25 protein-coding genes, 17 tRNA genes, 2 rRNA genes and 1 riboswitch are annotated in these 26688 nt (G+C 45.5%); of the genes, 8 read left to right on the plus strand and 36 right to left on the minus strand.

The window, feature by feature from the left end:
• Positions 1–9: 9 nt before the first annotated feature.
• The 7 genes from prkA to queG form a co-directional block, all read right to left on the minus strand.
• Positions 10–1905 (minus strand): serine/threonine protein kinase PrkA, encoded by a 1896-nt coding sequence (gene prkA, locus H7F27_RS16010; protein WP_024120689.1) that lies wholly within the window; start codon positions 1903–1905, stop codon positions 10–12.
• A gap of 357 nt (positions 1906–2262) precedes the next feature.
• Positions 2263–2970 (minus strand): polymer-forming cytoskeletal protein, encoded by a 708-nt coding sequence (locus H7F27_RS16015; protein ID WP_024120687.1) that lies wholly within the window; start codon positions 2968–2970, stop codon positions 2263–2265.
• A 10-nt stretch (positions 2971–2980) separates the two neighbouring features.
• Positions 2981–3694, minus strand: a complete 714-nt coding sequence (locus tag H7F27_RS16020) for a bactofilin family protein (protein WP_024120686.1) — start codon at positions 3692–3694, stop codon at positions 2981–2983.
• Positions 3685–4326, minus strand: coding sequence for a YhbD family protein (locus H7F27_RS16025; RefSeq protein WP_059336480.1), 642 nt, complete (start codon positions 4324–4326; stop codon positions 3685–3687). The genes H7F27_RS16020 and H7F27_RS16025 overlap by 10 nt, the downstream gene beginning before the upstream one ends.
• Before the next feature lie 126 nt (positions 4327–4452).
• Positions 4453–4935 (minus strand): tRNA (uridine(34)/cytosine(34)/5-carboxymethylaminomethyluridine(34)-2'-O)-methyltransferase TrmL, encoded by a 483-nt coding sequence (gene trmL, locus H7F27_RS16030; protein ID WP_081638260.1) that lies wholly within the window; start codon positions 4933–4935, stop codon positions 4453–4455.
• 37 nt (positions 4936–4972) lie between these two features.
• Positions 4973–5902, minus strand: a complete 930-nt coding sequence (locus H7F27_RS16035; protein WP_081638259.1) for an amidase domain-containing protein — start codon at positions 5900–5902, stop codon at positions 4973–4975.
• A gap of 79 nt (positions 5903–5981) precedes the next feature.
• Entirely contained in the window at positions 5982–7127 is a 1146-nt protein-coding gene (gene queG, locus H7F27_RS16040; protein ID WP_029441191.1) for a tRNA epoxyqueuosine(34) reductase QueG, read from the minus strand.
• An 83-nt stretch (positions 7128–7210) separates the two neighbouring features.
• Between queG and H7F27_RS16045 the strand changes: the two genes are divergently transcribed.
• On the plus strand, positions 7211–7834 hold the full coding sequence (locus H7F27_RS16045) for a hypothetical protein (protein WP_024120682.1): 624 nt from the start codon (positions 7211–7213) through the stop codon (positions 7832–7834).
• 90 nt (positions 7835–7924) lie between these two features.
• Here the strand turns inward: H7F27_RS16045 and H7F27_RS16050 are convergent.
• A tRNA-Gly gene (locus tag H7F27_RS16050) sits at positions 7925–7998 on the minus strand.
• Positions 7999–8191: 193 nt separating this feature from the next.
• Here H7F27_RS16050 and H7F27_RS16055 point away from each other — a divergent pair.
• Both H7F27_RS16055 and H7F27_RS16060 read left to right on the plus strand, forming a co-directional pair.
• Positions 8192–8392 carry a helix-turn-helix transcriptional regulator gene (locus tag H7F27_RS16055; protein WP_101860930.1) on the plus strand — a complete coding sequence of 67 codons (201 nt, stop codon included), beginning with the start codon at positions 8192–8194 and terminating at the stop codon, positions 8390–8392.
• Between the two features lies 1 nt (position 8393).
• Positions 8394–8867 carry a hypothetical protein gene (locus H7F27_RS16060; RefSeq protein WP_024120681.1) on the plus strand — a complete coding sequence of 158 codons (474 nt, stop codon included), beginning with the start codon at positions 8394–8396 and terminating at the stop codon, positions 8865–8867.
• Positions 8868–8884: 17 nt separating this feature from the next.
• Here the strand turns inward: H7F27_RS16060 and rpsN are convergent, their stop codons facing one another.
• The 6 genes from rpsN to H7F27_RS16090 all read right to left on the minus strand — a co-directional run bounded on the left by rpsN (position 8885) and on the right by H7F27_RS16090 (position 13653).
• Positions 8885–9154: a 30S ribosomal protein S14 gene (rpsN, locus tag H7F27_RS16065; RefSeq protein WP_024120680.1), complete on the minus strand. Its 270-nt coding sequence runs from the start codon at positions 9152–9154 to the stop codon at positions 8885–8887.
• A gap of 107 nt (positions 9155–9261) precedes the next feature.
• Positions 9262–9792, minus strand: a complete 531-nt coding sequence (locus tag H7F27_RS16070) for a hypothetical protein (protein ID WP_101860931.1) — start codon at positions 9790–9792, stop codon at positions 9262–9264.
• Positions 9793–9883: 91 nt separating this feature from the next.
• Positions 9884–11020, minus strand: coding sequence for an FMNH2-dependent alkanesulfonate monooxygenase (gene ssuD, locus H7F27_RS16075; protein ID WP_024120678.1), 1137 nt, complete (start codon positions 11018–11020; stop codon positions 9884–9886).
• Positions 11021–11039: 19 nt separating this feature from the next.
• Positions 11040–11873 carry an ABC transporter permease gene (locus H7F27_RS16080; protein WP_185848948.1) on the minus strand — a complete coding sequence of 278 codons (834 nt, stop codon included), beginning with the start codon at positions 11871–11873 and terminating at the stop codon, positions 11040–11042.
• Positions 11867–12868: an aliphatic sulfonate ABC transporter substrate-binding protein gene (locus tag H7F27_RS16085; RefSeq protein ID WP_101860916.1), complete on the minus strand. Its 1002-nt coding sequence runs from the start codon at positions 12866–12868 to the stop codon at positions 11867–11869. Before H7F27_RS16085 ends, H7F27_RS16080 begins: the two co-directional genes overlap by 7 nt.
• Before the next feature lie 17 nt (positions 12869–12885).
• Entirely contained in the window at positions 12886–13653 is a 768-nt protein-coding gene (locus H7F27_RS16090) for an ABC transporter ATP-binding protein (protein ID WP_101860917.1), read from the minus strand.
• 397 nt (positions 13654–14050) lie between these two features.
• Here H7F27_RS16090 and katA point away from each other — a divergent pair, with 397 nt between their 5' ends.
• A complete protein-coding gene (gene katA / locus H7F27_RS16095) occupies positions 14051–15502 on the plus strand; it encodes a catalase KatA (protein WP_095713780.1) in 1452 nt (483 codons plus the stop codon).
• A 39-nt stretch (positions 15503–15541) separates the two neighbouring features.
• Here the strand turns inward: katA and H7F27_RS16100 are convergent, their stop codons facing one another.
• The 3 genes from H7F27_RS16100 to H7F27_RS16110 all read right to left on the minus strand — a co-directional run bounded on the left by H7F27_RS16100 (position 15542) and on the right by H7F27_RS16110 (position 18643).
• A complete protein-coding gene (locus H7F27_RS16100; RefSeq protein WP_024120673.1) occupies positions 15542–15727 on the minus strand; it encodes an FbpB family small basic protein in 186 nt (61 codons plus the stop codon).
• Positions 15728–15869: 142 nt separating this feature from the next.
• Positions 15870–17642: a phosphomethylpyrimidine synthase ThiC gene (gene thiC / locus H7F27_RS16105; protein ID WP_101860919.1), complete on the minus strand. Its 1773-nt coding sequence runs from the start codon at positions 17640–17642 to the stop codon at positions 15870–15872.
• 132 nt (positions 17643–17774) lie between these two features.
• Positions 17775–17882, minus strand: a riboswitch (TPP riboswitch).
• A gap of 68 nt (positions 17883–17950) precedes the next feature.
• Complete coding sequence (locus H7F27_RS16110) at positions 17951–18643, minus strand: Type 1 glutamine amidotransferase-like domain-containing protein (RefSeq protein ID WP_101860932.1); 693 nt, start codon at positions 18641–18643, stop codon at positions 17951–17953.
• A 101-nt stretch (positions 18644–18744) separates the two neighbouring features.
• Here H7F27_RS16110 and H7F27_RS16115 point away from each other — a divergent pair, with 101 nt between their 5' ends.
• From H7F27_RS16115 to H7F27_RS16125, 3 genes are read left to right on the plus strand one after another with little or no spacing between them, the layout of a single operon-like run.
• Positions 18745–18969 (plus strand): hypothetical protein, encoded by a 225-nt coding sequence (locus H7F27_RS16115; RefSeq protein WP_024120670.1) that lies wholly within the window; start codon positions 18745–18747, stop codon positions 18967–18969.
• Positions 18966–19325 carry a spore coat protein gene (locus tag H7F27_RS16120; protein ID WP_010333479.1) on the plus strand — a complete coding sequence of 120 codons (360 nt, stop codon included), beginning with the start codon at positions 18966–18968 and terminating at the stop codon, positions 19323–19325. The genes H7F27_RS16115 and H7F27_RS16120 overlap by 4 nt, the downstream gene beginning before the upstream one ends.
• 20 nt (positions 19326–19345) lie before the next feature.
• Positions 19346–20482, plus strand: coding sequence for a zinc-dependent alcohol dehydrogenase (locus H7F27_RS16125; RefSeq protein WP_185848149.1), 1137 nt, complete (start codon positions 19346–19348; stop codon positions 20480–20482).
• Between the two features lie 40 nt (positions 20483–20522).
• Here the strand turns inward: H7F27_RS16125 and H7F27_RS16130 are convergent, their stop codons facing one another.
• Positions 20523–20720: a hypothetical protein gene (locus tag H7F27_RS16130; RefSeq protein ID WP_101860921.1), complete on the minus strand. Its 198-nt coding sequence runs from the start codon at positions 20718–20720 to the stop codon at positions 20523–20525.
• A gap of 153 nt (positions 20721–20873) precedes the next feature.
• Here H7F27_RS16130 and spo0M point away from each other — a divergent pair, with 153 nt between their 5' ends.
• Positions 20874–21650 (plus strand): sporulation control protein Spo0M, encoded by a 777-nt coding sequence (gene spo0M, locus H7F27_RS16135; protein WP_101860922.1) that lies wholly within the window; start codon positions 20874–20876, stop codon positions 21648–21650.
• A 98-nt stretch (positions 21651–21748) separates the two neighbouring features.
• On the opposite strand, the gene H7F27_RS16140 is transcribed toward spo0M, so the two are convergent.
• The 18 genes from H7F27_RS16140 to H7F27_RS16225 all read right to left on the minus strand — a co-directional run bounded on the left by H7F27_RS16140 (position 21749) and on the right by H7F27_RS16225 (position 26609).
• Positions 21749–21830: transfer RNA gene (locus tag H7F27_RS16140), tRNA-Leu, on the minus strand.
• Positions 21831–22084: 254 nt separating this feature from the next.
• Positions 22085–22173 (minus strand) — tRNA-Leu (locus H7F27_RS16145).
• 7 nt (positions 22174–22180) lie between these two features.
• Positions 22181–22251, minus strand: a tRNA-Cys gene (locus tag H7F27_RS16150).
• A gap of 5 nt (positions 22252–22256) precedes the next feature.
• Positions 22257–22331: transfer RNA gene (locus tag H7F27_RS16155), tRNA-Gly, on the minus strand.
• 49 nt (positions 22332–22380) lie between these two features.
• Positions 22381–22452: transfer RNA gene (locus H7F27_RS16160), tRNA-Gln, on the minus strand.
• A gap of 9 nt (positions 22453–22461) precedes the next feature.
• A tRNA-His gene (locus H7F27_RS16165) sits at positions 22462–22537 on the minus strand.
• 24 nt (positions 22538–22561) lie between these two features.
• A tRNA-Trp gene (locus H7F27_RS16170) sits at positions 22562–22635 on the minus strand.
• 5 nt (positions 22636–22640) lie between these two features.
• Positions 22641–22725 (minus strand) — tRNA-Tyr (locus tag H7F27_RS16175).
• 22 nt (positions 22726–22747) lie between these two features.
• Positions 22748–22820, minus strand: a tRNA-Thr gene (locus tag H7F27_RS16180).
• A 5-nt stretch (positions 22821–22825) separates the two neighbouring features.
• Positions 22826–22901: transfer RNA gene (locus H7F27_RS16185), tRNA-Phe, on the minus strand.
• A 12-nt stretch (positions 22902–22913) separates the two neighbouring features.
• A tRNA-Asp gene (locus H7F27_RS16190) sits at positions 22914–22990 on the minus strand.
• Positions 22991–23003: 13 nt separating this feature from the next.
• Positions 23004–23080: transfer RNA gene (locus H7F27_RS16195), tRNA-Met, on the minus strand.
• Between the two features lie 7 nt (positions 23081–23087).
• A tRNA-Val gene (locus H7F27_RS16200) sits at positions 23088–23163 on the minus strand.
• A gap of 9 nt (positions 23164–23172) precedes the next feature.
• Positions 23173–23244: transfer RNA gene (locus tag H7F27_RS16205), tRNA-Glu, on the minus strand.
• Between the two features lie 34 nt (positions 23245–23278).
• Positions 23279–23370 (minus strand) — tRNA-Ser (locus H7F27_RS16210).
• Between the two features lie 5 nt (positions 23371–23375).
• A tRNA-Asn gene (locus H7F27_RS16215) sits at positions 23376–23450 on the minus strand.
• Between the two features lie 9 nt (positions 23451–23459).
• Positions 23460–23575 (minus strand): 5S ribosomal RNA (gene rrf / locus H7F27_RS16220).
• A 106-nt stretch (positions 23576–23681) separates the two neighbouring features.
• Positions 23682–26609 (minus strand): 23S ribosomal RNA (locus H7F27_RS16225).
• Positions 26610–26688: the final 79 nt, after the last annotated feature.

The following is a 26688-nucleotide window of genomic DNA, read 5'->3' on the forward strand; positions in this document are numbered from 1 at the left end:
GTCACTTGCTTATCGGTTCAGCAGGCTGCCGACGTATTTCAGCAGCTCATTGGCACTCGTCGAGTTGTAGCCGTGCTCATCAATTAAACGGGCTACGACTTCATTTACTTTCTTCAGCTGCTGCTCATCAGGCGTTTTCGTTGAGGTCGTAATTTTAACGACATCCTTCAAATCAGCAAACAATTTTTTCTGAATGGCTTCACGCAGTCTTTCGTGGGAATTGTAGTCAAACCGCTTTCCTTTTCTCGCATAAGCGGAGATGCGGATTAAGATTTCTTCGCGGAACGCTTTTTTCGCGTTTTCGGAAATGCCGATCTGTTCTTCGATCGATCTCATCAGCTTTTCGTCCGGATTCATTTCTTCCCCTGTCAAAGGATCACGCAGCTTATTTTTATTGCAATAAGCCTCTACGTTGTCGAGATAATTATCCATGAGCGTTTTGGCTGATTCTTCATATGAATACACAAACGCTTTTTGGACTTCCTTCTTCGCAATATCATCATATTCCTTACGGGCTGCAGAAATAAAATTCAAGTACCGCTCCCGATCCTCGTTTGAAATAGACGGATGCTGATCAAGTCCTTCTTTTAAAGAACGGAGAACATCAAGGGAATTGATCGACTCCATATTTTTTCTGATAATGGTTGAAGAAATGCGGTTGATCACGTAGCGCGGGTCAATTCCGCTCATCCCCTCATCATTATATTCTTTCTTCATGTCCTCAACGTCTACTGAATTAAAGCCTTCCACACTTTCTCCGTCATACAGTCTCATTTTCTTCACCAGATCAATATCAGACCGCTTCGGCTCTTTTAATCTCGTAAGGATTGAAAACATCGCGGCGACCTTAAGGGTGTGAGGAGCAATATGAACATCCGATACATCACTTTCTGCGATCATTTTTTCATAAATTCTTTCTTCCTCAGACACTTTTAAGTTATAAGGAACAGGCATCACAATAATTCTGGAGTGCAGGGCTTCGTTTTTCTTATTAGAAATAAATGAGCGATACTCCGTTTCATTCGTGTGAGCTACGATCAGCTCATCAGCAGAAATTAACGCAAATCGCCCGGCTTTAAAATTCCCTTCCTGTGTCAGTGAGAGCAAATGCCAGAGAAACTTCTCATCACATTTCAGCATCTCCTGAAACTCCATCATGCCTCGGTTCGCCTTGTTCAGCTCTCCGTCAAACCGGTAGGCGCGCGGATCAGATTCAGAACCGTACTCGGCAATGGTTGAAAAATCAATACTTCCCGTCAAATCGGCAATATCCTGAGATTTCGGGTCAGACGGGCTGAAGGTGCCGATTCCAGTACGCTTATCCTCAGAAAAGAAGATCCGCTCCACCCTCACATCTTCAATACGCCCTCCGTACTCTTCCTCCAGCCTCATCACATTTAATGGTGAAAGACTTCCTTCTATTCTAATGCCGTATTCTCTGTAAAAATCCTCCCGCAAATGATGAGGGATTAAATGAAGGGGGTCCTCGTGCATCGGGCAGCCTTTAATCGCGTATACAGCACCATTATCCGTCAGCGTGTACGCTTCAAGACCTTTTTTGAGCATCGTGACCAGCGTTGACTTACCGCCGCTCACAGGGCCCATTAAAAGCAGAATCCGCTTTCTGACATCAAGCCTTTTCGCAGCCGGATGAAAATATTCTTCCACAAGGCGCTCGAGGGATTCTTCAAGCCCGAACAGCTCGCGGTCAAAAAAGCTGTACTTCTTCCGTCCGTCAATCTCCTCTATCCCGCTGTCTTTTATCATATTAAAAACACGAGAATGAGCAGATTGCGCGACCATTGGATTCTCTTTAATAATCTCCAAATAATCAGCGAATGTTCCTTCCCATTTCAGACGCTGCTCTTCCTCTCTGTACTTTTCAATTTTCTTTAATATATCCATAAGGACCTCCTCTATCATGTTTGATGCGCTGTGCAAAAAAAGGTACTTTGATACAATCTATGCCGTCAGCTCGTGATACATGCTTTGGTTTCTTAAAAATAAAGATACCTTATACAGCGTTGACAAGGCAGACTGCGTGCGTTCATAATAAAGAAAATACAGAATCATCCAGACTCGGACAGCAGGAAAAATTGAAGAGGGGGAGAGACGGTGAAAACAATCATCATGATGGGAGTCATTGTCACTTTTTTAGTATCAATTTTTACCGCAGGGTACGATAGCAAGCCGGGAAAAGAATAAAAAGAAAAGGGTGCTCCCTCCTGAGAGCACCCTTTTTCTTTGTAACAGAACAATGTTTTACAACTTAATTCTTTTCATCATTTTTGAATGCTGATCGCATTCGCATTTGTTTTCAAACTCAACTGTGCCGATTTTACAGCCCGGCCCGATAACGACTTCTTTCCCTCTGACAACCGCCGCCTCGGTATTTTCCAAATAGATTTTATCTCCTTCAATCAGCTCCGCAGTTAGTTTCGCTTTTTTTCGCGTAAAAAAGCGCGCACGTTTTTTTACAGTAATGGACGTTCCGCCTATTTCCCGAACCCGGCTGGCATCATGGCTCAATCCGATATCAATCTCGCCTGCATTCAACAAACCTGTTACGTCCACACAGCCAGTGATATGAAACGATTCGATTTCACAATCGCCTTTCACGCTGAGCTTTCCTTTTGCTTCGCACGAATCCCCTGCCATATTGCCGCCGATCTCAGTCAGACCCTTCAGCTTTAATCGGCCAACATGAAGAGCGCCTCTGACTTGCATCGTCCCATATATGCTGATTTTGTCCGCAGTCAAATCGCCTTCAAACTCGCTTTCTCCGAATACTTTCAGCCGTTCAGTCTCCGCGTTCCCGAGAAAACGGCCTGTGCCGTATATGCGGCAGCCTGCAGCGGACAGTCCTTCTCCAACCGTACCTTCACCTTTGATGCTGACATGGTGATAGGCACCTCCCGCAGCGTGCCCGGCACCATATAATTTTAAATTCCCTAATTTTACTGTTTCCATATGATCCTCCTTACATTCTTGTGTACATGCCTACCGAAGCGTTCGGATCACAAGTATAATCACCGCTGTATTCCACGGTCTCAATCCGGCAGTTCGGACCGATTTTCACTGTGTTTCCCCGCACAGTCTTGGCGTTCGTGTTTGTCAGCTCAATCACGTCCCCCTCGATCAGTTCAGCCGTTAACACAGGGGTCGGCATCAGCTTCAGCAATGTCAGCATCCCTTTTCTGCCCGTCACTTGAAGATGGCGGCAGCCGATTTCCCGCACATAACTCTCTCCGGAAGAAAGCTTGATATTCACCTGATCAGCATTTAAAAGACCGCTGACTTTGCATTTCCCTTCGGTCTGAAATCTTTCCGTTTCACAATCAGCTTCCATGACCGCCTTTCCGGTGATCACAATGTCATCAGCCTTGACTGTTCCGCCAAATGTTGACGATCCCGCAACCTTCAATTGTTTAGCGGCGGTATCACCTTGAATAAAGCCTGTTCCATTCATGCGGATGGATTCTGCTTCAACATCCCCATGAATTTTCCCTGAACCGCTGATGGTTACTGTTTTTGCCTTGACGCTCCCATCCGCTTTACCGGTCCCGTTAAATGAAAAAGAGTCACACTCCACGTCTCCGGCCACGGTTCCGCTGCCATTAATCTCAACTGATTGAAATTTTCCGCCCTTTGAACTCCCCGTACCGTTTATCACCAGATTATCCATTATTTCCATTGATGGCCCTCCTGCATATATTTTGTCTTTAGTTCCTCTGAAGCATTTGCTAAATCCACTCTTTCGACAATCTTGACGGACGACTCAAAAAGGATGCTGTCTGCGGCAGCCGCTATAAAACAAGTCGTTACACCCAGCTTGCGTAAAATGATCAGTTCCGTCTGCTTCTTGATCTCCGCTGTATCATACTTCCTCAATACCTCAGCAGCCATTTTCGCTTCTTCCAAGCTGACATTTCCGGATTGTAAAAGCCCTTCAAGCACATACAGCGACAACAGATCCCGAGAAGAAAACACCGTGTCTGCTCCGCCTTCTGAAAAGACATGCAGAGCCGGCTTTGATATCAAACCTTTCGTCAGCAATTCATCAGCTGTCATGCTCACATCCTTCATTTTCGGTGACAGCATCTCCCGCATCTCATCCAAAGACAAATTTTCTTTCATCTTTTGAATGATTGAAATGCGCTTTAAAATATCCTCTCTAGGAAAAAACGTCTCTTGCCCTGTAAATGTGGATTTACGTATAAACCACTCCTCAGGGATTAAATTTTTTCGTTTCCATCGATACAGCTGACCGTATGAGATGGATGTTTCTTCAAGCAATTCTTTTTTAGAGATTAATTGATCTTCCATAAGTCCAGCTCCTTTGATGGATATATTGTAACATAACACTGTTACGTTGTTAACCCTAAAATAACAGAATAAAGTTCCATCAACAGCACAAAAAAACCCGCCCATACACATGAGCGGGTTTTTCTACTATTTTAAATCTCGGTAATTTTGCTGACGCAGCGCCTCATACACAAGAATCGCTGCGGTATTGGACAGATTTAGCGATCTGACATGCTCTGTCATCGGAAGGCGCAGGCATCGGTCCATATTATTTTGAATTAATTCCTTTGGCAAGCCGCTTGTTTCTCTTCCGAACACAAAGAAATAATCCTCGTCAATATCCGTGTAGTCAAAAGATGTATGCGGCTTTTGGCCGAATTTCGTGATGAAGAAAAACTGCCCTTTTTTATATGCCTCAAACAATTCTTCTAACGAGTCATGATACACTACGTTTACAAACTCCCAATAATCAAGTCCGGCGCGCTTCAGCATTTTATCATCTGTTGAAAAGCCGAGCGGACGAATCAGGTGGAGCGTTGTATCTGTTGCTGCGCAAGTACGTGCGATATTCCCTGTATTAGCAGGAATTTCTGGTTGATATAAAACGACATGTAATGCCACTGTGTTCACCTCTATTTTTCTTATCCGCCCATCATTATATCATTAATTACTCTTTTGTCGTATCATCAACGATATGAAAAAAGGCATATCGGATAGACGGTGTGTATGCAGTTGAATCCTCGTATGACCAATACCTCATCCGGCTGTCATAGGACTGGGCGTTGACAAGCGGCATATTGCCTTTGTCCTTCGCCACCACAATCGTTGTATGATTAAACCGGCCGTCTCCCTCAAAATCATAGCAAATCACATCACCCGGCACCAGCTCTTCCGCTGATTTCACCCGAACCGCCCGAAGGCCGGCCTTGGAATTCGTCAAATACATTTTCATCGAGTGCGCCACCGTCCAGCTATAGCTCCAAGAGCTTTGTTTCATCCACCAGCCAGATCCTCTGTTCGGGTGGCCGCGCATTGGCGCTCCTCCTGCATGAAGACACTGAGAAATAAAATTCGTGCAATTATCGCTGAAATTCTTATAAGCCGGATTACGCTTGTTCCAATATTTTTCTGCATATTGTACCGCTCCGAGCCGGTCATATTGAAAAGCTCGGCCAAACGCTTCCCTTTCTTCCTGTGAATAGTCAATAATGCTTTGGCCTTCACTAAACCCCGCCGGTTTTTTTATCACTTCCTGATCCTTAATCAGAATTTGATCATAAACAAAAGCGACTCTTTCTTCTATCTGCTCTTCCATATACAGACTGTCATCCTGCTCCTTGTATAGATATTCGAAGTGTATGATATACCTGATGCATGCGGTTCCGTCATCCTCAACCTGCACATAGTCTATGACAGCTTTTGCTTTCGCTTTTATCATCTCAATCTTACGTTTTTCCAGAAGCTTTTTCTTTCGTTCCATGACTTCCAGGTCTCCGACTTGAGGCTCCTGTCTCAGATCATGCCCGTTGACCAGATAGCTGAGACGCTCCTCCGCTAGTTGTTCTAATATGTGCTTCAAGCTCACCCCACCCGACATACTTTTTTATAGAGAAAAAACACTTGGCTGCATCTCAAGTGTTTTTTCCTTCTGCTCTATACGTATGTCAGGACAAGACTTATTTAGTCATGCCGGCTTTTAGCAATTCAATTCCTTTTTCAATTTCCTGCTTTGCCTCTTCATCATTTTCTTTTTCCAGTGCTTTTTCAAGCTCCTCCGCGTATGTGTTGTCTCCGATTTTCCCGATAGCCCAGGCAGCCGTTCCCCTGATTACCGGGCGCGGATCTTTATGCATAAGCTCCGTCAGTTCAGACAGTGCGGAGGTGTCTTTAAAGTGGGCAAGCGCCAGAATCGCATTCCGCTGAATCGGTTTTTTTCCGCGCCACGAGCCTGAAACATGTCCGAATTTCTCTTTAAATTCACGGTTGCTGATGGTTAAAAGCGGCTTCAATAACGGTTTTGCAATCTCGGGGTCCGGTTCCATTTCAGGATGCAGATGAAAATCCTTCCCTTTATTGATTGGACATACCGTTTGGCACGTATCGCATCCATACAGTCGGTTTCCGATTTTCGTGCGGAATTCATCCGGCAAAAATCCTTTTGTCTGGGTCAGAAAAGATATACAGCGCTGAGCGTTAAGCTGCCCAGGGTTCACAAGCGCTCCCGTCGGGCAAGCATCTAAACATTTGGTGCATGATCCGCACATATCCTCAATCGGCACATCCGGCTCGAAAGGTATATTTGTAATCATTTCCGCCAAATACACATAAGACCCGTACTCTGGCGTTGTAATCATACAATTTTTGGCACTGAACCCAATTCCGGCCCGTTCCGCCACTGCCCGATCAGACAATTCACCCGTATCGACCATTGATTTTGTCCTGATATCCTCATGCTTGCTTCTCAGGAAATCCTCCAGAAGATCAAGCTTTTCCCGCAGGACGTCATGATAGTCCTTTCCCCAGGAGGCTCTGCAAAAAATGCCTCTGCGCTCAGTTCGCGTGCTTCTTGGCGCATCCTTCATTCTCGAAGGATAAGCAAGTGCAATCGCCACGATTGATTTCGCTTTCGGCAAAAGCAGCGTCGGCGTCACTCTTTTTTCAATATCAGGCTCTTCAAAACCGGAAAGATATCCGAGTGACTCCTGAAGAATCAAACGGTCTTTTAAACTGTCAAATGTATCAGCGGTCGTAAAACCGATCTTGTCCACGCCAATGCTTTTCGCGTATTCAATTAATTCTTCTTTCAGCTGATAAACGTTCATGGTTTGCACAGCCTCCTTTCTTTGTGATAAAACAATAAGCCGTTGTATAATAGGTTGATATCCCGTAATTGGAGTGAATGCATGTGAATATCAAACTTGATCCTGTTATTACTGAACGCGCGGCAGGAATAAATGCAGCCGCTGTGATATATGAAAATATTGAAGTCGGCTCCTCTCCGCAAATGCTGAAAGGCAGACTTCGTTTATTTCAAGAGTCCCTGTTTTTTGACTATGCGGACGGCGGAATTTCCAGCCAGCCTTACGTCAAAGAATGGCAGACAATCTTTAAGCAGCTTGACCCTTCATTCGAGGGAGAAAAAACGCCGATGGAGCAAATGCTGATCCCGATATCCAAAGAACAATTCATGGAAAGCGAGGATTCAGCCCATGATACCATACATTTTTTCGCGTTAAAATATTCTCTCCCCATTATGATCTATGATGCCGGCAAGCTCCAGGAGCCAGTCCGGATTTCAGTAGGAGAAAAAGATAACATACTGATTTATTCTGATGAAGACGGGGTATTCGGCGATTTCAAAAACAAAGTCAATCAAAAACCCGTCACAGCAGATACAAAAAGCATGCTGCAAATCATCTTTTTCCCGCCATCGATTAAAAAAGAAAACGCCGTTAACCTATTAACATCATTAACGAAAATGTTTGAACAAATTCACGGCGGCGGCCATACAGTACATTGGCTTACGTAAAAGAACACGAGATTCGTGTTCTTTTTCACATAAAAAAACGCAATACTTCGTTTATCTGAGAAACGAAACACTGCGTTAATAACGTATGTATGGAGCGGGTGATGAGAATCGAACTCACGACATCAGCTTGGAAGGCTGAGGTTTTACCACTAAACTACACCCGCATTTGTTATTGGCGGTGTCAGCACCGCTTTGACTTTTATTATGTTACACGTTTATTAATTTTTCGTCAAGAGAATATAAAAAATTTGTCGAAAGAAATTTTTATTTTTGTAATATTGTTAAGTTACATTTACATAATGTTAAATAAACTATACAATGGATGAAAGTGAGAATGTGAAGGTGGCAGACGTCATGATGAAAAATAAAGTGAAAGAGCTCAGAGCGCGCTTAAGTTATTCTCAGGAAAAACTCGGAGAAACGGTCGGCGTCACGAGACAAACGGTAGCAGCAATTGAAAAAGGAGACTATGTTCCCTCACTGTTATTAGCATTAAAAATCTGCAAAGCCTTCTCCATGAAAATGGAGGATGTCTTTTGGCTAGAGGAGGAAGACTAATATGGGCATGAAAACAAAAGCAGCATTTCACCTCGTTTTGTTCGGCCTTGCATGCTGGACACTGATTTCATACTTTGAAGCTTCGGAAGGCATTGGAGCCTTTTTCAGCACAAGGAACGGCCAGATGATGTTTGAAATAAACATCACCCCGTTTATTCTTTTTATTGCGGCAGCTGCAGTTTATATCTATTTACAAAAGAAAAGCCGACCTGCATCAAAAAATCTTCTGCTGCCAGATGAATTTGAGGAACAGGATGAAAGAGAGCAGATGATGACGGCAAAAGCCTGCCGTGCGTCATACATCGCCGTCTACTTTTCACTGCCTGCCGCCGCTGTCCTGCTCATTTTTTATCCGCTGTTTCAGTCACACATTCCCTTTTTCCCTATTATTATCGTGTTTATCATCATGATCATCCAGCACATATCCTACGTCATTTCCTTCAAGAAAAATGAAAAAAACTCCGGCGCAGTGTAATCGTCCGGAGTTTTTTCTTACCAGCTTGCTTTTTTCACACCCGGAATTTGGCCTTTATGCGCCAGCTCCCTAAATGCAATTCTGGACATTTTAAATTTTCTCATATATCCTCTCGGGCGGCCCGTTACCATACAGCGGTTATGGAGTCTTCCCGGTGCTGAATCTCTCGGCAGCTTGCTGAGTGCTTCGTAATCTCCTTTTGCCTTTAACTCTTGTCTGATAGCAACATATTGTTCAACAAGCTTCTGGCGTTTTAATTCTTTTGCCACTTTTGATTTCTTAGCCAAGAAAAAGCCTCCTTTAAATCGTAATATTTACGATTTAAAATGTATCACGATGTATTCTAAAATGCAAGCACACCGCTCGGTAAAACAGACGGCCGAAGCCGTCCATTTTATTTATGCAATTCAACATAATAAAGCAGAGCATCTTTATGTTTGATCAGTTCATTTTTGTTTCCAGTGGTTTTCATTGTACCGTTAGAATCCTTTATGCTGCTGCCGATCAATACCGGTTTCCCGAAAGAAATTGGCTCTGCTGATGATATATTTTGAGTCATTTCCTGTACAGCGCTGACGTCACGCTGAAACGATGAAGCAGCCGTGCTGCTCCCTTGTTCATCAACAATGCCAAAGTGAACGGTGCTCATTTTTTTCTGCCCTTCCTCATTCTCAAAATAAACAAATTGTAATGTATCGGGATTTTCTTCCGTGTAATCAGCAGTTACCGGACCTATCGTTTCAACAAGCTTTCCGTTTTGGTAATGTTCAATGTACATGTCAGCCTCAGAAATGCTTTCGTTGATATTAGTCACTTCAGCAGCGAATGAATGCGGAGCCGCAATCTTCATTCTGTTTTTTTCAATATCTGAAACATCTGCCTCTTTGATTTCCATGTGCTTCGTATTTCCGCATGCAGACAGCATGACCAACAGAGTAACGGCACTTATAAGTATTTTCAGAAAAAACAGCCCCCTTTTTTGATTATCATACCATGTTCGGAGGCTGTGTTTTCACTTAAACTGACGCATGATTCTCTTTGACAAAATAAGTGTTACCGACGGCTTCTCCTCTTTTTTTCTGAAGTTTCCTTGTCCGCTCATTTTCGAACGGCAAAAGCGGGAAGACGAGCTCTGCAAAATAGTACGCTTCTTCTAAATGAGGATAGCCGGAAAAAATAAATGATTCAATGCCGAGGGCCTGGTACTCCGCTATGCGGTCGGCAATGGTCTGCGGATCTCCGACAAGAGCCGTGCCTGCCCCTCCTCTGACCAGGCCGATACCCGCCCACAGATTCGGGCTGATTTCAAGCTTTGTCCGATCGCCTCGATGAAGCTCCGCCATCCGCTTTTGACCCGAAGAATCAGCACGGCGCAAAGCGTTCTGTGCTTTGGCAATCGTGTCATCATCCAAATGGCTGATTAAACGCTCAGCCGCTTCCCACGCCTCATGTTCTGTTTCACGGGCGATCACATGCAGCCTAATGCCGAACCGCACTGTTCTTCCCTCTTTTTCCGCTTGCTTTTTGACTCTCTCGATCTTTTCTTTTACCTGCTCAGGCGGCTCACCCCACGTTAAATACACATCTGTATGCTTTGCCGCGACTTCAATTCCAGCCTGTGAGGACCCGCCGAAATAGATAGGCGGGTGCGGTGCTTGCCGCGGCGGGAATAGCAGATTGCTGTTTTCCACTTTTATATGGTTTCCTTCATAGGTAACCGTTTCTCCGCGCAAAAGCCCCCGCCAAACAGTTAAAAATTCGTCCGTTGCTTCATAGCGCTCATCATGACTGATAAACAGTCCGTCCCCGGCTAGCTCGTACGGATCGCCCCCTGCCACAACATTAATCAGCAGCCGTCCATCTGAAATGTGATCTAAGGTAGAGGTCATTCTGGCTGCAAGAGAAGGCTGCATTAACCCAGGCCGTACCGCGACTAAAAACTTTAAGTCCTTTGTTTCCCCGGCTAACGCCGCGGCTGTGAGCCAAGGGTCCTCGCACGATCTTCCCGTAGGCAGAAGGACTCCTGTATACCCCAGCCTGTCAGCGGCCTGCGCCACTTGTTTAAAGTATTCATGATCCGCCGTCCGTCCATCGCTTTCCGACCCTAAATACCTTGTATCTCCATGTGTCGGAATAAACCAAAGAATGTCCATATCAATCTCTCCTTTTCGTCTATTTTCCCTCGTAACTGTTTCTCCACTTTAATAGCTTTCGTTCAAGCAGTCTGACAAAAGAATCCGTCAGCTTTCCAACCACCGCAAAAATGATAATCCCGGCAAACACTTTATTTGTTTGTGAAAATTGTCTGGCATCCATGATCATATAACCGACCCCTGAGCTTGAACCCATCAGCTCCGCTACAACAAGCCCAAGCCATGCAATACCCAGCGATAAGCGAATGCCGAGCAATATATTGGGCAGGGATGCCGGCACAATCACTTTTGTCATCTGCTGGTGCCATTTAAATTCAAGCACCCGGGCAACTTCGAACAGCTTAGCGTCAACTCCGCGAATGCCGTTAAATGTATTGATATACACAGGGAAGAAAGCGCCGAGCGCAATCAGCAAAATTTTAGATATTTCATCAAAACCGAACCATAAAATAAACAGCGGCGTGACAGCCAGATGCGGAACAGTTCTGAGCATTTGCAATGATGGGTCACGATACAATTCCGTCCGTTTTGAAAATCCGGCCAAAATTCCGATCAAAAGTCCAAGCCCCGCACCAAGTACAAAACCAAGCGCTGCCCGGTATATACTGATTTGCAGATGGCCAAAGAGCTCGCCTGTCAAAATGAGCTCTTTAAACGTCAGCAAGATCGCAACAGGTGTAGGGAGCACTGTCGCCGACACGATGCCAAGACTGCCGATCACCTGCCAGATGGCTATGATCACAGCAGGCAGCAGAAGCCCCTTTGCCCACCCGTATTTGATTCTATGGGGCTTTCTTTGTATCGCTTCAGCATTTGCTTTCGGCAGTGAACCTGCAGCCTCTGCTTTCATGATGGATCACCTCCAGAGACTTTTTCCTTTAACGCTTTTTTGATAAATGAATTATCAACAACTTCTCTCACATCAATTTTCTTATCTATCGCTTTTGTTTTAAATTGAAAATCCGCTGTCTCCTGCTGCGCTTTTATAATGTCTTCACTAATAACCTCATTCAGAGGCTCCGTATTTTTCAGCACATTTTCAACGACCTTTTTATCGAGATCTTTTATTTTTGCATACAAGTCAGCCGCTTCATCCGGATGTTCCTTTTGCCATACAACCGCCTGATTAAACACCTTCAGAAAACGGACCACTTCGTCTGGATGTTCCTTAGAGAATGTTGTTCTAACTAATGTAAACCCTGGTGAATATAAATCGGTGCTTTCCCCGTTCACAAGAAGTTTCGCTCCGTGTTTGATTGTTTCTAAGGATAGGTACGGCTCCCAGATGGACCAAGCGTCAACCGAACCGTTTTCAAACGCAGAGGCCGCTTCATCAGGCTGCAGCTGAATAATGGTCACGTCATCAGCTGACAAGCCTGATTGATCAAGCGCTTTATACAAAAAGTCAAAGCCGCTGCTGCCTTTCGCTACAGCAATTTTCTTTCCTTTTAAATCTTTGACCTCCTTAATCCCGCTGTCTGGATTCACAAGTATTCCGTTCGCCTTTAATCCGTCCTGAGACAAGCCGATTTCTTTAAAATCAATGCCTGCCGCCTGTCCAGCGATCACTGGTGAATTGCCGACTTGAGAAAAGTCAAGTTTATCTGCTGCAAGCCCTTCAAATTGTGGCGGCCCGCTTTGAAACTCCACCCATTTCACCTTGATGCCTTCTTTTTCAAAAGCCTTTTCAAACCAGCCTTTTTCCTTGGCAATTAAAAGCGGGCTTAAGCTTTGCTGTATTCCGATCCGAATTTCTTTCAATGGTTTTTTATCACCGCTGGCTCCATTTGCTCCGCACCCTGCCAGCAGAAAAAAAATAGATGCCAATCCAATGATTCCTTTTTTCATCTCTGCTTCAGCCCTTTCTATATCCCTGATCCTTCTGCATACTCAAAGTCTTCTGTTTTTTCGAATTCCGACAGCACTTTCTGTCTGATCGCTTGGAAATCAGTCGTCGTCCTGTTTCGGGGATAAGCCAGATGAATTGGCATCAGCTTGTGAATTTTTCCCGGTTTGGCTTTTAGGATCGCAATCTCATTCCCTAAATAAACAGATTCATCTATATCATGAGTGACGAGTATCATCGTTGTCTTTTTCCTCCGCCATATATCCAGCAGCACGTCTTGAAGGTGTTTTCGAGTAAACGCGTCTAACGCACCGAACGGTTCATCCAAAAGCAGCACCTCCGGCTCCCGCAGAAGAGCTCGTGCGATGGCCACTCTTTGAGACATACCGCCCGACAGCTCACGCGGATATGCTTTCTCCGATCCTTTTAATCTGACAATCTCGATCAGTTCATCTACCTTCTGTTTGACTTTAGGATCTTTCAAATTCAAATCGGCTGCAATATTCTGCTCAACCGTCAGCCAAGGAAAAAGACGGTGTTCCTGAAAAATAAATCCTTGCTGAATACCTGGTGCAGTCACATGGCGTCCGTTAATTTCGACACTCCCGCTAAAATCAGAATCAAGTCCTGCAATTATCTTTAAAAGTGTGCTTTTTCCGCATCCGCTCGGTCCGATGATCGTTAAAAACTCACCCGGTGCAATTGATAATTGAATATTCTCCAAGACCGTAGTTTGGCGGCCTTCTTGAGCAAATGCTTTTTCCTTGATGTTGATGGTCACAGCCACTTTTATCCCTCTCCTTCTGCCAACCCCGCCTTCTAAAAAAACAAAAAGGCCCCCATCTCTGTTTTTGTAGAGATGAGAGCCTTCGGCGGTCCGATCAGCTGCCCAATTGTTTTTTGTTTGAATATCATGTTAATTCAAATTATTCCGATATGTCAACTCTTTTTTATTCAACATTTTTTGGATTAATGTTTATCACTTACTTTTCATATTCGCAAATAGCGCTTATTTCTATGAACCCTCGATCATCTCTATTAAACTGTTCTGCCAAGGGTTTTCTGCTTTTTTCAATAGTTTTTATCGTATTATACAAATGATTATTTTATAATCATTATAAAATAATATTGACTTTTTACTTAGAGATGATATTATGTTCTTATCAATTCCAAGAGGTGATGACATGAGTTCAAATAAACTGACAACTAGCTGGGGAGCTCCAGTTGGAGATAATCAAAATTCAATGACTGCCGGTTCTCGCGGACCAACTTTAATCCAAGATGTACACTTACTCGAAAAATTGGCCCATTTTAACAGAGAACGTGTTCCTGAGCGTGTCGTTCATGCTAAAGGTGCAGGCGCACACGGTTATTTTGAAGTGACAAACGATGTAACAAAATATACAAAAGCTGCTTTCTTATCAGAAGTCGGCAAACGCACACCTTTGTTCATCCGTTTCTCAACAGTTGCCGGTGAACTTGGCTCTGCTGACACCGTTCGCGACCCGCGCGGATTTGCTGTTAAGTTTTATACAGAAGAAGGAAACTATGACATCGTCGGCAACAATACGCCGGTATTCTTCATCCGCGATGCGATTAAGTTCCCTGATTTTATCCATACACAAAAAAGAGATCCAAAAACACACTTGAAAAATCCTACAGCTGTATGGGATTTCTGGTCACTTTCACCGGAATCTCTACACCAAGTGACGATCCTGATGTCTGACCGCGGAATTCCTGCTACACTTCGCCACATGCACGGTTTTGGTAGCCATACATTCAAATGGACAAATGCCGAAGGCGAAGGCGTATGGATCAAGTATCACTTTAAAACAGAACAAGGCGTGAAGAACCTTGATGTGAAGACAGCAGCAAAAATTGCCGGTGAAAACCCCGATTATCATACTGAAGATCTGTTCAATGCAATCGAAAACGGCGATTTCCCTGCATGGAAATTATATGTGCAAATCATGCCTTTAGAAGATGCAAATACGTACCGCTTCGATCCGTTTGATGTCACAAAAGTATGGTCTCAAAAAGACTATCCGCTCATTGAAGTCGGCCGTATGGTTCTTGACAGAAATCCGGAAAACTACTTTGCAGAAGTAGAACAAGCAACATTCTCACCTGGAACACTGGTCCCCGGTATTGATGTATCACCGGATAAAATGCTTCAAGGGCGTCTGTTTGCGTATCATGATGCGCATCGCTACCGTGTCGGAGCAAACCACCAGGCCCTGCCGATCAACCGCGCACGCAACGAAGTAAGAAACTATCAGCGTGACGGACAAATGCGCTTTGACAATAACGGCGGCGGCTCCGTCTACTACGAGCCAAACAGCTTCGGCGGACCGACTGAATCACCTGAGGATAAACAAGCGGCTTATCCAGTACAAGGAATGGCTGACAGCGTAAGCTACGATCACAATGATCACTACACACAAGCAGGCGATCTCTACCGTTTAATGAGCGAAGAGGAACGCACACGCCTTGTAGAAAATATCGTAAATGCAATGAAACCGGTAGAAAAAGAAGATATCAAACTCCGCCAAATCGAGCACTTTTACAAAGCTGATCCTGAATACGGAAGACGCGTAGCAGAGGGCTTAGGTTTGCCGATTAAAAAAGAAGTTTAATAGCATAGAAAAAAACCCGCTGTTTATTCAGCGGGTTTTTTACATAGATTTACGGATTGCCGTATGCTTCTCGTCAATCTTCATATAAATTTTTTCCATTAACTCTTCACTATTCATTATCTCCCGTTTGTTCTTTTCAATAAGAAGCGCCAGCGGCAGCATCTGATTGCCATATGTTTTTCGTTTTCTGAAGCGTCTTCTCCCTTTCTCTTTTTTGGTTCCCATCATTTCTCCCTCCTTTAAAAATAAAAAAGGCTCTTATCTCAAAAGATAAGAGCCTTCGGTGATCCGATCAGCAAATGTTGGAAATGTATATTAGCTATATTTAAACGTATTCAATTCGGCCTGTCAATGACTTTCTATACTGTTACTTATAAAGTTTGCTCCCTTGATTCACAAATTCCTCGGCTTTTTCTTTCATGCCCTCTTGAATGGCATCCCACTCATTAAGCTCTTTGTCTTTGGCATAATCACGGATATCCTGAGAAATTTTCATGCTGCAAAATTTCGGCCCGCACATCGAACAGAAATGAGCCGTTTTCGCCCCTTCAGCAGGCAGGGTCTCATCATGATATTCAAGCGCTCTTTCCGGATCAAGCGACAGGTTAAATTGGTCTCGCCAGCGGAATTCAAAGCGTGCTTTTGATAAAGCGTCATCTCGTATTTGCGCTCCCGGATGCCCTTTTGCAAGGTCAGCCGCATGCGCCGCAATTTTGTATGTAATAACCCCTTCCCGCACATCTTCACGGTTTGGCAGCCCGAGATGCTCCTTCGGCGTCACATAACAAAGCATGGCCGTACCGTACCAGCCGATCATCGCCGCTCCGATCGCTGATGTAATGTGGTCATAGCCCGGTGCAATATCCGTCGTCAGCGGCCCTAGCGTGTAAAAAGGCGCTTCTTTACAGATTTCCATTTGTTTATCGACGTTCTCCTTGATTTTATGCATCGGCACATGACCCGGCCCCTCAATCATCACCTGAACATCATGCTTCCAGGCAATTTGCGTGAGTTCTCCGAGAGTCTCTAATTCAGCAAACTGCGCTTCGTCATTGGCATCGGCAATTGACCCTGGGCGAAGCCCGTCTCCAAGAGAAAAGGCAATATCATACGTCTTCATAATTTCACAGATTTCTTCAAAATGAGTATACAGAAAGCTTTCCTGATGATGAGCCAGACACCACTGGGCCATAATCGCTCCGCCGCGTGACACAATTCCCGTTGTCCGTTTAGCAGTTAGCGGCACATATCGCAGCAAAACACCCGCGTGAATCGTAAAATAATCCACACCCTGTTCAGCCTGCTCAATCAGCGTGTCACGGTAGATTTCCCACGTTAAATCCTCCGCTACACCGTTTACTTTTTCAAGCGCTTGATAGATCGGAACGGTGCCAACAGGAACCGGGCAATTTCGGATAATCCATTCACGCGTCGTATGAATATCTTTCCCCGTGGAAAGATCCATCATCGTATCTGCTCCCCAGCGAATCGCCCACGTCATTTTTTCCACTTCTTCTTCAATCGAAGATGTAACGGCTGAATTCCCGATATTCGCGTTAATTTTCACATGGAAATTTCGGCCGATAATCATTGGTTCACTTTCCGGATGATTAATATTTGCTGGAATAATCGCCCGGCCGCTGGCTACTTCATCTCTGACAAATTCGGGAGACACATGCTCACGAATAGCGATAAACTCCATTTCAGAGGTAATTATCCCCTTTTTCGCATAATGCATTTGAGTGACATTTTGGCCCGTTTTCGCCCGCAGCGGTTTCCGTTTTAACCCGGGATAGCTTACATTAGGGTTAGCCTTTTTATAGCCGTTGTCTTCTGGCTTCACAGCACGTCCATCGTATTCTTCAACATCGCCGCGCCCAGTGATCCACTTGTGCCGAAGCGGTTTTAAACCTTCTTGAATATTAATTTTTACATCGGGGTCCGTATACGGTCCGCTTGTATCATAGACACGAACCGGCGCGTTTTCCTCTTCGCCGAATGATCCTGTTGTCGGACTGAGTTCAATTTCTCTCATCGGCACTTGAATATCCGGCGAAGCCCCCTCTACATATACTTTTTTACTACCCGAAAAACTCGACATAATGGAAATGTTGGCTTGCTGCACTGAATGATTTTGCATCACTTATCCTTCCCCTCTCTTTGTTTGAAAGGACAAAATCAAGCCCATAACCAGCACAAAAAACCGGATTCAATTGAATGAACCCGGTTACAGTCAGAAAGAAACATATTATTGCAGTATTCAGCAATAATAAAAACAATTCCTCTACTTCCCCACGCTGGTACGAACCAGATCAGGTCCAAAGGGTTAAGAAGCATATCTTCTCTCTCAGCCCGTCAGCGGGCACCCCCAGTAACTATTAATTTCGCACTTATCGTATCATAAAAACAAACTGAAAAAAAGAGCAATGTATAAAATATTCAGCAAATTCAAGACAAATATGTAATCGGCAATGCTATTTCAGAGATTTCATTTTCATGAAGCACTACCTGATACGCATTTGCATCAGATCTTGAACTTACAGCCTGAAAAAACTGATCATCAATAAAATGAAGAGCTGCTCCATCATCCGCCGCATAACCGCTGCTCAACGCTTTCTCTGATATCATGTGATGATATGTAGGTCTCCGATCCTTTTCTCCATCATAATGAGGACAAAAACTGCCTTGCAAAAAACCCAAGCTTTTCAAACCGGTCAGCGGTCCGGCAGAATCCGTCACACCTTCTTCAAACCAGCAGATCGCACCTGCACTTAATCCCGCTAAAATAATCCCGTTCTCCCAAGCTTTTTTCAATATGTGATCCAGTCCCCACTCCTTCCACAGCACCAGCAAATTTCTTGTATTTCCCCCGCCGACATAAATCACATCTTTCTCCATAATAAAGGAGGCTAAATCTGTTGTCGGCGGCTTAAATAAAGACAAATGAGACGGGTCACAATCAAGCTTTTGAAAAGCATGGTAAAACCGCTGAACATAGTTCTCCGCATCCCCGCTTGCCGTTGGCAAAAAACAAATGCGAGGTGAGGGCTGCTTTGACTGATTAATGATAAATTGATCAAGAACCAGATGATCTGGTTCCATTGAAAAACCTCCGCCACCCATCGCAATAATCTGTTTCATCATCCGACTCCCCCAAGAAAATATTTTCCCCATTATAGCACTTTCGCATAAAAGCATGATACAAGGTAAAAATACCTTTGAATCAGGAGGTGACCGAAAAAATGGAACAAGACCGTTTGGCAAACCACGAAACAGTTGATTTACACGAAATCCTCAACTTCAAAACCGTATGTTTACTTAAATCAAAAATGATGCAGGGACTGGTGTTCGATCAGGAACTGAGAGCCCTTATGGAGAAGGATGTACAGCAGTCTGTACGGGACGTAACTGAGCTTCAGAGCCTCTATCAAAAGGCCCCGACAATAACAGGAGGTGACTATCATTGAACGATTTCTTAGACCCGAAAAACGCAAAAGGCATGCCTGACCTTGCTGATTCAGCACTTGCCCTAGATTTCTTAATTTCCGTAAAAACCGGTATCAAAAATTATGCTGTCGCCATCACGGAAACCGCAAGCCCAGAACTCAGAACAGCATTGCGCAATCAATTAGACGCCGCTATTTACCTGCACGGAGAACTATCACAGCTCATGATGGAAAAAGGCTGGCTTTTCCCTTCTGACTTGGACAAACAATTTCAAATCGATATGAAATCAGCACAAACAGCCGTTGATATCGCCGGGCTAAAACTTTTCCCCGATAACACGAACCGTCTCGGAACATTCGCAACGCCCGATCACTAAACAATAAGGAGACATCATGAATGAAAGCTGTTACGTATCAAGGCATTAAAGACGTCCGCGTCAAAGAGGTAAAAGCGCCAGAAATCAAAAAACCTGATGATATCATCGTCAAACTGACAACCACAGCAATCTGCGGATCTGATTTACACCTAATTCACGGCATGGTTCCCAATTTTCCTGAAGATTATATCATCGGCCATGAACCAATGGGCATTGTTGAAGAAACAGGCCCCGACGTTCACAAGGTTAAAAAAGGCGATCGTGTCATCATACCGTTTAACGTCAGCTGCGGCGAATGTTTTTTCTGCAAAAACCAGCTTGAAAGCCAATGTGACAATTCAAATGCAAACGGCGAAGTCGGTGCTTATTTTGGCTATTCAGACTCAGCAGGCGGCTATCCCGGAGGCCAGGCTGAATACATGCGCGTCCCCTATGCTAACTTCACTCCCTTTAAACTTCCTGATGACTGTGAAGTAGAAGATGAGAAATTGGTATTGCTTTCAGACGCTATGTCGACAGCCTATTGGAGCGTAGACAACGCAGGAGTAAAAGAGGGAAATACCGTCATTATTCTCGGCTGCGGTCCTGTCGGGCTGCTCGCGCAAAAATTCGCATGGATGAAAGGCGCCAAAAGAGTCATTGCAGTGGATTATGTAGACTATCGCCTTCAGCACGCAAAAAAAACAAACAATGTAGAAATCGTTAATTTCGAGCATCATGAAAACGCTGGTTTATATTTGAAAGAAATCACACAGGGCGGTGCAGATGTCGTCATCGACTGCGTCGGAATGGACGGCAAAATGTCCCCGCTTGAATTTCTCGCCACCGGTGTTAAAATGCACGGCGGAGCCATGGGTGCGCTGGTAACGGCGGCACAGGCTGTCAGAAAATGCGGCACAATTCAAGTGACAGGTGTGTACGGAATGAGATACAATGCATTTCCATTCGGAGACATCTTCCAAAGGAACGTAAATATTAGAACCGGCCAAGCCCCCGTCATTCATTATATGCCGTACCTGTATGATTTGATTGCTACAGGTAAAGTAGATCCGGGCGACATCATCACACATGTTCTGCCGTTAGATCAAGCAAAGCACGGTTATGAGGTGTTTGATACGAAAACAGACGGAGCCATTAAAGTGCTTCTTAAACCATAAAAAAAGACGGTCTCTCATTTTGAGAAGCCGTCTCTCTATTTTATTGCTCCACTCTTCTTAACGCTTCGTTTACTGTTTCTTTTATAAACGCATCTTCCCCGGTCAAACTGTCTAATCTGAGTTCACCGCTTCTCAGTCTTTCTGAAAGATTGTTAATGTCCTCCTCGACTGTGATTTGCAGCTCACCAGCTAAAAACATTCTATGTAATTCATCAGCGACCATCATTTCTTTATTCATTCATGTCTCCTCCTTTACTTAAGCATCACTTTTAGTCTGTCCCTCAGATAAACGATTATAGGAAAAAAGGTTCATTTATTTCAAAATAAATGAACCTTTTTTCCTTCTTCCCACGTATAACTGTTGAGAAAAAGAAAAAGGGGAAGATCTAATATGTCATTTTTTAAGAAACTTGCCGCAAGTGCCGGCATCGGCGCAGCAAAAGTCGATACCATTTTGGAGAAAGATGCGTATTGTCCAGGAGAAGAAGTCCGCGGAACTGTACATGTAAAAGGCGGGAAAATCGCCCAGGATATCCGTTATATTGATTTACAGCTCAACACAAGATATGTCATTGTAAAAGACGATGAAGAGCACCGGAAACACGCAACAATTCATTCTTTTCGGGTAACTGGTTCATTCACCATTCAGCCTGGAGAAGAACATCAATTTCCGTTCTCCTTCATCCTGCCTCTTGATACACCGATTACTGTAGGGAAGGTAGAAGTCGCAGTAGTGACAGACCTTGACATTCAAGGCGGTATTGATAAATCAGATCACGATCGTATCTTCGTAGAAGCACATCCTTGGGTTGAAAATGTATTAGAAGCAATTGAGAACCTTGGCTTCCGTCTTAACGAAGCAGACTGTGAACAGGCATCTTACTTCCAGCGCCGTCTGCCTTTCGTTCAAGAATTTGAGTTTGTTCCAACATCAGGCTATTACCGTCAGATGCTTGATGAATTAGAGCTTATTTTTCTTTTAGAGGAAGACGGTTTAGAAATTATTTTCGAAGTTGATCGCCGGGCAAGAGGCCTGCGTGGATGGCTGGAAGAGATGTATAATGACGGAGAGCAGCTCGTACGTGTCCGTTTCAGACAATCAGAGCTTGATGATATCGAACAACTTGAAGAGGTCTTAGAAGAGATCATCGACCAATATGCTGAGTAAATAACAAAAAGGAGCCTCTGCTTATTAATATAGGCTCCTTCTTTTAATAAAAACGAAACCCCGTTTCTTACATAAGTAAGAAACGGGGTTCTTTTGTATACCGGTGGTCGGGGTCGAACCGACACTCCAGAAGGAACACGATTTTGAGTCGTGCGCGTCTGCCAATTCCGCCACACCGGCAAGTTTTACGTCGTATCTAACCGACGAATATAAATATATCATGGATATGATAAAGTGTCAATGTATTTCAAAAAAGTTTTTTGGGAAATATAATAATAAAGGGCTAAAGCGACTTTTTATGAAATACAGCCCAATGCTTACATCGACACTTTCATACAATAAAAAAATGATCTACATAAGTAGATCATTGATATGATTAGCTTCATTATATTTTCAAGCACAAACACCAATTTAACTTATCAAGTAAGTAAAATTGGTGCCGAGGGCCGGACTTGAACCGGCACGGTAGTCACCTACCGCAGGATTTTAAGTCCTGTGTGTCTGCCAATTCCACCACCCCGGCAAAAGAAAGGCGACACCCGGATTCGAACCGGGGATAAAGGTTTTGCAGACCTCTGCCTTACCACTTGGCTATGCCGCCGTAATTGGAGCGGAAGACGGGATTCGAACCCGCGACCCCCACCTTGGCAAGGTGGTGTTCTACCACTGAACTACTTCCGCATCTTAAGGGACTTAATACATTATATTCAATTGATATAAAAAAGTGAGACTGGGCTAGCTGGATTCGAACCAACGCATGACGGAGTCAAAGTCCGTTGCCTTACCGCTTGGCTATAGCCCAATGATAATATGGGGCGATTGATGGGAATCGAACCCACGAGTGCCAGAGCCACAATCTGGTGCGTTAACCACTTCGCCACAACCGCCATAATCTCAAGATGTCATAAATTTGGCAGGGGCAGTAGGAATCGAACCCACACCGGAGGTTTTGGAGACCTCTGTTCTACCGTTAAACTATGCCCCTATAAATGGTGGAGGGGGGCAGATTCGAACTGCCGAACCCTGAGGGAGCGGATTTACAGTCCGCCGCGTTTAGCCACTTCGCTACCCCTCCACATTAAGTTTTGAAAAAACAGTGCCGGCAAGAGGACTTGAACCCCCAACCTACTGATTACAAGTCAGTTGCTCTACCAATTGAGCTACACCGGCATAGGTGGTGGCTCGGGACGGAATCGAACCGCCGACACACGGATTTTCAGTCCGTTGCTCTACCAACTGAGCTACCGAGCCTTATTATTTAAATGGCGGTCCGGACGGGACTCGAACCCGCGACCTCCTGCGTGACAGGCAGGCATTCTAACCAACTGAACTACCGGACCATTTGATTTTAATTGGTTGCGGGGGCAGGATTTGAACCTGCGACCTTCGGGTTATGAGCCCGACGAGCTACCGAACTGCTCCACCCCGCGATGATAATGGTGGAGGATGACGGGCTCGAACCGCCGACCCTCTGCTTGTAAGGCAGATGCTCTCCCAGCTGAGCTAATCCTCCATCATATAATGACCCGTACGGGATTCGAACCCGTGTTACCGCCGTGAAAGGGCGGTGTCTTAACCGCTTGACCAACGGGCCCAGACTTTCAATTGTAATTATGTATAAATATAAGTGGCGGAGAGCAAGGGATTCGAACCCTTGAGACGGAGTTGACCGCCTACACGATTTCCAATCGTGCTCCTTCGACCACTCGGACAGCTCTCCAATAATGGCTCCGCAGGTAGGATTCGAACCTACGACCGATCGGTTAACAGCCGATAGCTCTACCACTGAGCTACTGCGGAATGAAGTCTGCCTGGCGATGTCCTACTCTCACAGGGGGAAACCCCCGACTACCATCGGCGCTGAAGAGCTTAACTTCCGTGTTCGGCATGGGAACGGGTGTGACCTCTTCGCCATCATCACCAGACAATTTCAGTGACATTTAACATTATACTATGTATATATTGAAAAGTCAAGAGTTTTTTTGAGATATTCTCTCAAAACTAGATAACAGGTGTGACATCATTAGAAATTAGGTTAAGTCCTCGATCGATTAGTATCTGTCAGCTCCATGTGTCGCCACACTTCCACCTCAGACCTATCAACCTGATCATCTTTCAGGGATCTTACTTCCTTGCGGAATGGGAAATCTCATCTTGAGGGGGGCTTCATGCTTAGATGCTTTCAGCACTTATCCCGTCCGCACATAGCTACCCAGCGATGCCCTTGGCAGAACAACTGGTACACCAGCGGTGCGTCCATCCCGGTCCTCTCGTACTAAGGACAGCTCCTCTCAAATTTCCTGCGCCCGCGACGGATAGGGACCGAACTGTCTCACGACGTTCTGAACCCAGCTCGCGTACCGCTTTAATGGGCGAACAGCCCAACCCTTGGGACCGACTACAGCCCCAGGATGCGATGAGCCGACATCGAGGTGCCAAACCTCCCCGTCGATGTGGACTCTTGGGGGAGATAAGCCTGTTATCCCCGGGGTAGCTTTTATCCGTTGAGCGATGGCCCTTCCATGCGGAACCACCGGATCACTAAGCCCGACTTTCGTCCCTGCTCGACTTGTAGGTCTCGCAGTCAAGCTCCCTTGTGCCTTTACACTCTGCGAATGATTTCCAACCATTCTGAGGGAACCTTTGGGCGCCTCCGTTACCTTTTAGGAGGCGACCGCCCCAGTCAAACTGCCCACCTGACACTGTCTCCCCGCCCGATAAGGGCGGCGGGTTAGAAGGTCAATACAGCCAGGGTAGTATCCCACCGATGCCTCCACCGAAGCTGGCGCTCCGGTTTCCAAGGCTCCTACCTATCCTGTACAAGCTGTACCAACATTCAATATCAGGCTGCAGTAAAGCTCCACGGGGTCTTTCCGTCCTGTCGCGGGTAACCTGCATCTTCACAGGTACTATAATTTCACCGAGTCTCTCGTTGAGACAGTGCCCAGATCGTTGCGCCTTTCGTGCGGGTCGGAACTTACCCGACAAGGAATTTCGCTACCTTAGGACCGTTATAGTTACGGCCGCCGTTTACTGGGGCTTCAATTCGCACCTTCGCTTACGCTAAGCGCTCCTCTTAACCTTCCAGCACCGGGCAGGCGTCAGCCCCTATACTTCGCCTTACGGCTTCGCAGAGACCTGTGTTTTTGCTAAACAGTCGCCTGGGCCTATTCACTGCGGCTCTCTCGGGCTTGCACCCTAACAGAGCACCCCTTCTCCCGAAGTTACGGGGTCATTTTGCCGAGTTCCTTAACGAGAGTTCTCTCGATCACCTTAGGATTCTCTCCTCGCCTACCTGTGTCGGTTTGCGGTACGGGCACCTCTCACCTCGCTAGAGGCTTTTCTTGGCAGTGTGGAATCAGGAACTTCGCTACTAAATTTCGCTCGCCATCACAGCTCAGCCTTATGGGAAACGGATTTGCCTATTTCCCAGCCTAACTGCTTGGACGCGGATATCCAATACCGCGCTTACCCTATCCTCCTGCGTCCCCCCATTGCTCAAATGGTGAGGAGGTGGTACAGGAATATCAACCTGTTGTCCATCGCCTACGCCTTTCGGCCTCGGCTTAGGTCCCGACTAACCCTGAGCGGACGAGCCTTCCTCAGGAAACCTTAGGCATTCGGTGGAGGGGATTCTCACCCCTCTTTCGCTACTCATACCGGCATTCTCACTTCTAAGCGCTCCACCAGTCCTTCCGGTCTGGCTTCACAGCCCTTAGAACGCTCTCCTACCACTGTTCGAAGAACAGTCCGCAGCTTCGGTGATACGTTTAGCCCCGGTACATTTTCGGCGCAGAGTCACTCGACCAGTGAGCTATTACGCACTCTTTAAATGGTGGCTGCTTCTAAGCCAACATCCTGGTTGTCTAAGCAACTCCACATCCTTTTCCACTTAACGTATACTTTGGGACCTTAGCTGGCGGTCTGGGCTGTTTCCCTTTCGACTACGGATCTTATCACTCGCAGTCTGACTCCCAAGGATAAGTCATTGGCATTCGGAGTTTGACTGAATTCGGTAACCCGGTAGGGGCCCCTAGTCCAATCAGTGCTCTACCTCCAAGACTCTTACCTTGAGGCTAGCCCTAAAGCTATTTCGGAGAGAACCAGCTATCTCCAGGTTCGATTGGCATTTCACCCCTACCCACACCTCATCCCCGCACTTTTCAACGTGCGTGGGTTCGGGCCTCCATTCAGTGTTACCTGAACTTCACCCTGGACATGGGTAGATCACCTGGTTTCGGGTCTACGACCACGTACTCATGCGCCCTATTCAGACTCGCTTTCGCTGCGGCTCCGCATCTTCTGCTTAACCTTGCACGGGATCGTAACTCGCCGGTTCATTCTACAAAAGGCACGCCATCACCCGTTAACAGGCTCTGACTACTTGTAGGCACACGGTTTCAGGATCTCTTTCACTCCCCTTCCGGGGTGCTTTTCACCTTTCCCTCACGGTACTGGTTCACTATCGGTCACTAGGGAGTATTTAGCCTTGGGAGATGGTCCTCCCGGATTCCGACGGAATTTCACGTGTTCCGCCGTACTCAGGATCCACTCAGGAGAGAACGAAGTTTTGACTACAGGGCTGTTACCTTCTATGGCGGGCCTTTCCAGACCTCTTCATCTACCTCGTTCCTTTGTAACTCCGTACAGAGTGTCCTACAACCCCAAGAGGCAAGCCTCTTGGTTTGGGCTAATCCCGTTTCGCTCGCCGCTACTCAGGGAATCGCATTTGCTTTCTCTTCCTCCGGGTACTTAGATGTTTCAGTTCCCCGGGTCTGCCTTCTCATATCCTATGAATTCAGATATGGATACCACTCCATTACGAGTGGTGGGTTTCCCCATTCGGAAATCTCCGGATCAAAGCTTGCTTACAGCTCCCCGAAGCATATCGGTGTTCGTCCCGTCCTTCATCGGCTCCTAGTGCCAAGGCATCCACCGTGCGCCCTTTCTAACTTAACCGTTAAAAAGAATCACTATGTGATATCTTGTGTTACTAATTGAATGTGATGTCTACTGTTATCTAGTTTTCAAAGAACAC

This window comes from Bacillus sp. PAMC26543, assembly GCF_014250375.1.
GTDB classification, from domain to species: domain Bacteria; phylum Bacillota; class Bacilli; order Bacillales; family Bacillaceae; genus Bacillus; species Bacillus halotolerans.